Source organism: Caballeronia calidae (genome assembly GCF_900044055.2).
In the GTDB taxonomy this organism is placed as follows: Bacteria; Pseudomonadota; Gammaproteobacteria; order Burkholderiales; family Burkholderiaceae; genus Caballeronia; species Caballeronia calidae.
The window spans coordinates 359,972-366,931 of the sequence record NZ_FCOX02000002.1 but is presented as its reverse complement, the minus strand read 5'-3'; the positions used below and the strand labels follow the sequence as shown (position 1 = coordinate 366,931).

The following is a 6,960-nucleotide window of genomic DNA, read 5'->3' as shown; positions in this document are numbered from 1 at the left end:
GCAACGAAAGACGCGACTTGCGCCGAGAAAGCGCTTTGTCAATTCGAGTGGCTGTGCGTTTTGACACGGTCTGGGCCAAAAGCTGACGTTCGCAACCATCGCCGATTCTGCATTCAGATGCCCGCAATCAGACGCCCGATTGGACAGAACTTTGGTCCTCCATCCCCTATTGGATCCGAGAGGTGCGACAATTTACGGTGCCTTAGCGCTGATCGCACGAACTCGCGGCGGCTCTCGCTTGGTCGACGAGCAGTCTGCAGGGATAGCTCGCATGGACGCGAATGGCGCTTTGATAGGTCCAGCCAGGGAGCTACCGGAGACCATGAAGGCAACGCTTGCAATATTCAGGGCGTACCTGGCACGTTTGGAGAAAACGTCGCCTGGAGGTCCGGCTAGCCTGACCCGCAATGAACACCATGACATGATGGCGTCGCGTGTACGTGAACCGCACGACGCGCCTACAGGGCTCACCTCATGAATTCAGCGGACGCCGAGCCGACCCCCGATGCCTCGAAACCTCTTCGCGCTCGCGACATCGTCGTGGTCGGTTCCTCTCGGGGTGGCGTCACGTCGCTGCCGGAGTTCTTCTCGCACTTTCCTGCGGGGATTCCCGCCGCGTTCTTTGTCGTCCAACACCTGGGAGCGGGGTCCCCTGGGGAGCTTGACGGCCTGATCGGGCGACGCAGTCGCTTGCCGGTGAGCTTCGCGGCAGACGGCGAGTTGGTCGGTACCGGCCGGGTCTACGTCGCGCCGGCCGACGCGAACATGACACTGGAGCGGGGCCGCGTCGTCGTGCAGCCGAGCCCGCGCGAAAGCTACCACCGTCCCTCGATTAACGCCCTGTTTCGATCGGCGGCCGTCGCCTACGGGCGGCGCGTCGTCGGCGTCGTGCTCACTGGCACGATGGAGGACGGTGTCGCGGGGTCGTGGGAGATCTGGCGTCGAGGCGGCCTCATCGTCGTCCAGGACCCGGCCGAGGCCTACTCACCGGAGCTGCCAACGCGCGTCCGCGAGACAGTCCCCGTGGACTACACGGCGCGGTTGGCCGACATTGCGGAGTTGGTGCTGGACTTCGCCACCCGCCCGCGCCGCGCGCCTCCGGTGGCCGGCGATTTCCAGGCGCGGGTGATGATCGTCGAAGATGAGCGCATCGTCGCGAAGAGCCTCGAGAACGATCTTCACGCGCTGCACTACGACGTCTGCGCGTCGGTCCTGACGGGCGAGGCGGCGGTCGAAGCGGCCGGGCGAACCCTTTCCGGCGTGATCCTGATGGACATCCGCCTTTCCGGTGCGATGGACGGAACGCAGGCCGCGTCGCTGATCTGGGAGCGGTTGCAGATTCCCGTCGTCTACCTGACCGCCTACGCGGATGCCGAAACGCTCGCGAGCATCAAGCGCACCAACGCCTACGGATACGTGATGAAGCCCTATGAGGCTGCTGAAGTGCACGTCGCGCTGCAACTGGCGCTCGAACGGCGCGACCGGGAACAGATCACGTAGCGGCGCGTGTCACGGTGACCCGCGTTCCGCGCTCCGACTCGACGCGAACTTGTGCTCCGATCTGTTCCGCGAGCAGGTGCACCAGTTGCATGCCCAGGGTGACCTTCGCCGGTCCCCCGCCAAGGCCGACGCCGTCGTCGGACACGCTCAGCAACTCCGCATGCTCGTCGAGCGTTGCAACGACGGTGCCTCTGCGGCCGATCGGAAAGGCGTGCTTCAGGGCATTGCTGATCAACTCGTTCAGTATCAGCCCGCATGGCACTGCCAGCCCGATGTCCAGGCTCGACGATGCAATCTCCAGCTGCAGGCGCACCCGCTCCCGGTCGACCCCGTACACGGCCAGGAGGTTCTTCGCGAGCTGGGTGGCGAACTCCGACATGTCGACACGCGCGAGATCAAAGGAGCTATAGAGCGTCTGGTGGATGTCGGCAATGGCGCGGATGCGCCCGTCCATCTCCGAGAGTGCGGTCTGCGCGGCCTGGTCCGTAACGTGCTGGGCCTGCAATCGGAGCAACGCGGCGATGACTTGCAGGTTGTTCTTCACGCGATGATGGATCTCGCGCAGCAGCGTCTCCTTCTGCAGGAGCGATTCGCGCAGCAGCTCGTTGCCGTGTTCGATCTCTCGTGCGCGCAAGTACAGGTCGCGCTCCAGGCGTTCCTGGACGTCCCGGCTCGAATTCTTCAGCCGGTGGAGCTCGGTGACGTCGACGACGCGATGGATGATGTAGCGCACGCGTGCGCGATCGTCGAGCACCGGGAAATTGGCGGGCTGCCAATAATGCTCCGCAAAGATGCTCCCCGAGCCGGTGTCGCTCGGCTCGCGGATGTCGTACTTCTGCACGGCCATGAAGTGGGCCACGCCGCTGCGCAGCACTTGCGCGAACGAGGCCCTGAGATTGCTCACTCCGGTCGCGTCGATCTCGTCCGGGTTGTCCGGAAAGACGTCGAACATGTGACGACCCAGGATGTCCTGCCGACGCGTCATCGTCGCCTTCAGGTACGCATCGGCGACCGCAACGATGCGAAAGTCGCGATCCACGACGAGGTACGGATCGGGGCCCGCCTGAAAAAGAGCTTGAAAGTCCGGCAGGGAGCCATCGGTGCTTTCCATTCGCTTTCCCAGTCAATGTCGATTCACTGAATCACTGCTGCGCAGTTCATTCAGGTCGCCAAGAGCCGTGTCCACCCCTGCCATAGGGTCGGTGCCAGGGAGACGCTCAGTCGAATGTTGCGCCGATGTCTGTTCTAGGGCAACCAGCCAGAGAAAGACAACGTCCGCTCAGGGTCCGTTGCCGACGAACGTTTCAACGTCGCGTGATTGTCCCGCAGCTTGGCGCAAATGACGTTGCGGGTTTGAACTTCACCTGATGAAGTGCGAGATAGAGCGCTTGCCGCGCGTTGAACGCTTTTCGCAGGGTGGCAGGAACACCCGGTATCGCGCGATCTTCCGGCATGACGTGAGCCGAGATGAGCATCGTGCAGGTCTGCGGTTCGAAAGAGATAGGGCAGCGTCGAATGGTTTGTCGAGCACTGCCATCAGTGGCAGATCATTGGCGGGATCGGGATGGAGTTGCGTTTGCATCTCCACCGAGCGCGATCACGCCAATGCATGCTCGGCGTCCAGTATGTCGTCGCGCGCACTGCATGAGCGCACCGCGTTGCGATATTCCCTCGGCGAGCGTCCGGTTGATCGCTTGAACGCGTTGCTTAACGCGCTTTCCGACGCATAACCGATTGATTCCGCGATGACCGCCACTGGTGTCACGCCATCCCGCAACGCGCGCTCCGCGAGACGCATGCGCCACTCGGCGAGATAGGTCAGAGCGGGCACGCCCGCCGTGGTCCTGAAGCGCAGCGCGAAGGTGGTGCGCGACATCGCGCAGGCGTCGGCGAGCTCTTCGAGGCGCCAGTTGCGCGCGGGTTCACCGTGCATCGAGGCCAGAGCGGGTGCGAGACGCCGGTCGCTCATCGCGCGGAACCAGCCGGCGGACAGCACCGCGTCGGTCTCCATGTGCGCGCGCAGAATCTGGATGAACAGCAGTTGCGCCAGATGCGCCGTCGCTAGCTGCGCGCCGGGCTGTGTATCGGCGCGCTCCGCGACGAGTTCGGTGAGCAGCCACCGGAACGCGGTGGCTTGTGTACGCGACGCATCGATCCTGATCCACGGCGGAAGGACGTTCGCGAGCAGCGGGCCGCTCGCGGCATCCAGCAGAACGTGTCCGCCGATATACGCGAAATCCCGTCCGTCGCCGATCAGCACGGGCGACTTTCCTGCACCCGAAAAAAGGCTCATTGCATCGACCGGAACGAGACCCGGCTCGCTCGACACGACGAACGGCCGCGGCATGGTCATCAGCCCCACATCGCCTTCGGCGAAGCGGATGGGTTCGGCTTCGCCCTCGATGCTGACCCAGCAATGGCCGCGCACAATGGCAAAGAACTTGATCCTGGTGGGCGCCGGAAAGCGGATCGCCCACGGGCCGCCTGCGGAAAAGCCGCCTGTCATGAGGGACTGGGCGCAGGTCAGCCTGAGGATGTCGGACAAGGGATCGACGTTCATTTTCGTACTATTGCGCAACTAAGCCGCACTTTCAAGCATTCTGCGTACGGGCGCGAGCCGTTAATCTGGCCGCACTCAAACACGCGGAAGGATCGATCTCATGAGCGGCGAATTAGTTTTGGTGACCGGGGGTACAGGCTTCATTGCGCAGCATTGCATTCTGACTCTGCTCGAGCGCGGCTATCGCGTGCGGACGACGGTTCGCTCGCTTGCGCGTGAACAGGACGTGCGCGCGCAACTGCGGGTCGGCGGGAACGTGGCGGACGAGCGTCTTTCGTTCGTCGAGGCCGATCTGTCGGACGACGCGCACTGGCGCGACGCGATGTCGGGCTGCGTGTACGTCATGCACGGCGCATCGCCCACGCCATCGGGCGATCAGGTCACCGAAGACGACTGGGTCCGACCCGCCGTCGAAGGCAATCTGCGCGTGCTGCGCGCCGCGCGCGATGCGGGTGTCAGGCGGGTGGTGCTGACGTCCGCGTTCGGGGCGATCGGCGTGGGACATCCGCCCGAATACCGGCGTCCCTTCGATGAAACGGACTGGAGCGACCTGACGGCCGATGTCGCGCCGTATCAGAAGTCGAAGACGCTGTCGGAGCGGGCCGCATGGGACTTCATCGAGCGCGAGGGCGGCGGGCTCGAACTGTCGGCGGTCAACCCCGTGGCAGTCCTCGGCCCGGTGCTGGGCGCGGATTTCTCGCATTCGACGCGGATCATCAAAAGCCTGCTGGATGGGCAGCCCGGATGCGTCAACATCAACTCGTGTTTCGTCGATGTCCGCGACGTCGCCGATCTGCACCTGCTGGCCATGACCGATCCCTCCGCCAACGGCGAGCGGTTTCTCGCGACGGCGGGCGCTAGCCTGCCGATGATCGAGGTCGCAAGAGTGCTGCGCGACAGGCTCGGCGCGGTGGCGGGCAAGGTGCCGACCAGCGTCTGGCCGGACGAGGAAGTTCGCAGGCATCCCGGCATGAAGTCGGTCGCGCCCTTGCTCGGCATCGACATGAACGCGACGAGCGCCAAGGCCATCCGCCTGCTGGGCTGGCGGCCGCGTTCGAGCGAAGAAGCCATCATCGCGAGCGCGGAGAGTTTCCTAAGGCTCGGCTTGATCGACGGGCAAGCGTAAAAACGCATCGCGAGCGGCATTCCGCTCGCGATGCTGACCAACGCTCCGGGCGCATGCTTGGTCGGCATCGATAGAGGCTGGGGCAGTGCGAGCAATACGTAGTGCTGCACGGGCGGATTGTGCTCAGCGCAGAGTGGACACATCGCGACCGCCGCTTGAATCGGTGCGCCGGCTCGCCTAGATTACATCGGTAGTCCCTGTGGAGATCGTGCCAGCCGCATGGCGAAGCGGCATTGGCGTGCTTACCCGTCGCCGGCCTGTCCGATCGGCAAGGAGGCCTTATGCAGCGGATTTTCCCGCGCGCTCGCTTAAGCGTCGCACTGTGCTCACTGCTCGCGATGTCCTGCACTGCCGCATTTGCGCAGGGAGGCGCGCGCTCGGCGATCGAAGCGGTCAACAAGCGCTTCGAGCAGGCGGTCTCGCGCGGGGATGCGCCCGGTGTCGCGGCCACGTACGCCGAGAACGCCAAACTTCTGCCGGCCAACGATCACGTCGTCAGCGGACGCGCGGCGATCACGCGTTTCTGGCAGGCAGCGATCGACTCGGGGCTCAAATCGGTCAAGCTGACCTCAGTCGAAGTCGAGGCGCGCGGTGACTCCGCGTACGAGGTAGGCAAATGGTCGGTTCCGGGCGAAGGCGGCAAGGTCTATGACGCGGGCGATTACATCGTCATCTGGAAGCGCGCGAACGGACAATGGAAGCTGTATCGCGATATCTGGACGACGAACTCGCCCGCGCCGAAGAAATGAGCGCGCCACAGTGTCTATCGAGGCAAGAGATAACTTCCTCACCTACTCCCACCAACATAACAGGCCACGCCGTTTAGTGTCGGGTTTGGGCCGCTGTTCACAACAAGGTTTATCGAGTTCGGCATGCAATGTAATCAGGTACCAATAGGCCTGTCGAGTGCTCTTGAAGCGCTGCTCGCCATAGCGGTATAGGGAGAGTCCGGCCAGCACCAGGCATGCGAGTGCGGGCAAGATGGCGCCGGTATGAAAAAATGAAGCGCACAAAATAATCAAGATAACGAATAAGCTCCGGAAAAACTTGGAATCCGCCTCGAAGCGATTCACATGGGCGAGCGCATTTGGATGAGTGAGTGCAAGCCGGCACTTCGCCCACTGAAAAGTATTGATGGCGTGGTCGTAGGGAAGGCAAGCCTTTCTGATTTCACCCGCAATCTTCAGCGGAGGATCCGTTCCCAGCGGGACGAACTTCTCGCGCAGTCGATCGTAATAGCGATCCAGCTGGGAGCCCGCCACGAAAACGAAGTGACCAAGGACGTAGGACGCGACCAGGAAGATCACCCAGCCTTCAGCGTCGGATTGTGGTGCAGGATAGAACGCTGGCGCGATGTATTGCTGGGCCGGCACCCGCAGATGAAACGCCAGAATGGCGCCTGGCAGTATGATCGAGAAGAAGTCGATCATGCCGACATGGAATTTTTCGGGTTCGGCAGACATTGACGTCCCCTCTAGTGTTTCACATGCAGGCGCAGCACTTACTCCGCACCGACATCGGGGTATTCGTGGTTCCCAAAATAGTAGGTGGTTATCCAGGGCAAGGCAAAGAACAAACCGGAGCCAAGCTGGAGCGCCAGGCGCATACGCTGCCCGGATCGGGGAGACGCGATGATGGTCTCCCCTGCAGGCTTCAGGCCTTTGGTCGATTCGAGATGCCATGCTGAACGAGGCCCTCGGATCGGTCGCCTCGCGGTTCCCGTCCGGTACACCGCGTTTGCCTTCGACCTGTTGCCCTGACGAGAGGAACGGAA

The 6,960-nt window shown here is 63.1% G+C and carries 6 protein-coding genes; 3 read left to right on the top strand and 3 right to left on the bottom strand.

Annotated features, from left to right (window positions below; genetic code table 11):
* Positions 1-474 precede the first annotated feature (474 nt).
* Positions 475-1,500, top strand: a complete 1,026-nt coding sequence (locus AWB78_RS03825; RefSeq protein WP_074173375.1) for a chemotaxis protein CheB — start codon at positions 475-477, stop codon at positions 1,498-1,500.
* On the opposite strand, the gene AWB78_RS03820 is transcribed toward AWB78_RS03825, so the two are convergent.
* Together AWB78_RS03820 and AWB78_RS03815 are read right to left on the bottom strand one after the other, a co-directional pair.
* Complete coding sequence (locus AWB78_RS03820; protein WP_062602375.1) at positions 1,493-2,611, bottom strand: sensor histidine kinase; 1,119 nt, start codon at positions 2,609-2,611, stop codon at positions 1,493-1,495. The genes AWB78_RS03825 and AWB78_RS03820 overlap by 8 nt on opposite strands.
* A 486-nt stretch (positions 2,612-3,097) precedes the next feature.
* Positions 3,098-4,060, bottom strand: coding sequence for an AraC family transcriptional regulator (locus tag AWB78_RS03815; protein WP_062602373.1), 963 nt, complete (start codon positions 4,058-4,060; stop codon positions 3,098-3,100).
* A 100-nt stretch (positions 4,061-4,160) separates the two neighbouring features.
* Here AWB78_RS03815 and AWB78_RS03810 point away from each other — a divergent pair, with 100 nt between their 5' ends.
* A complete protein-coding gene (locus AWB78_RS03810) occupies positions 4,161-5,186 on the top strand; it encodes an SDR family oxidoreductase (RefSeq protein ID WP_062602371.1) in 1,026 nt (341 codons plus the stop codon).
* Positions 5,187-5,467: 281 nt separating this feature from the next.
* Entirely contained in the window at positions 5,468-5,935 is a 468-nt protein-coding gene (locus AWB78_RS03805; protein WP_232477600.1) for a YybH family protein, read from the top strand.
* Positions 5,936-5,977: 42 nt separating this feature from the next.
* On the opposite strand, the gene AWB78_RS03800 is transcribed toward AWB78_RS03805, so the two are convergent.
* Positions 5,978-6,649: a hypothetical protein gene (locus AWB78_RS03800; RefSeq protein ID WP_157697403.1), complete on the bottom strand. Its 672-nt coding sequence runs from the start codon at positions 6,647-6,649 to the stop codon at positions 5,978-5,980.
* Positions 6,650-6,960: the final 311 nt, after the last annotated feature.

Excerpts from the sequence above, each read along its gene's own strand:
- AWB78_RS03800 (WP_157697403.1), bottom strand. The coding sequence starts at position 6,649 with ATGTCTGCCGAACCCGAAAAATTCCATGTCGGCATGATCGACTTCTTC.
- AWB78_RS03825 (WP_074173375.1), top strand. The coding sequence starts at position 475 with ATGAATTCAGCGGACGCCGAGCCGACCCCCGATGCCTCGAAACCTCTT.
- AWB78_RS03815 (WP_062602373.1), bottom strand. The coding sequence starts at position 4,060 with ATGAACGTCGATCCCTTGTCCGACATCCTCAGGCTGACCTGCGCCCAG.
- AWB78_RS03805 (WP_232477600.1), top strand. The coding sequence starts at position 5,468 with ATGCAGCGGATTTTCCCGCGCGCTCGCTTAAGCGTCGCACTGTGCTCA.
- AWB78_RS03820 (WP_062602375.1), bottom strand. The coding sequence starts at position 2,611 with ATGGAAAGCACCGATGGCTCCCTGCCGGACTTTCAAGCTCTTTTTCAG.
- AWB78_RS03810 (WP_062602371.1), top strand. The coding sequence starts at position 4,161 with ATGAGCGGCGAATTAGTTTTGGTGACCGGGGGTACAGGCTTCATTGCG.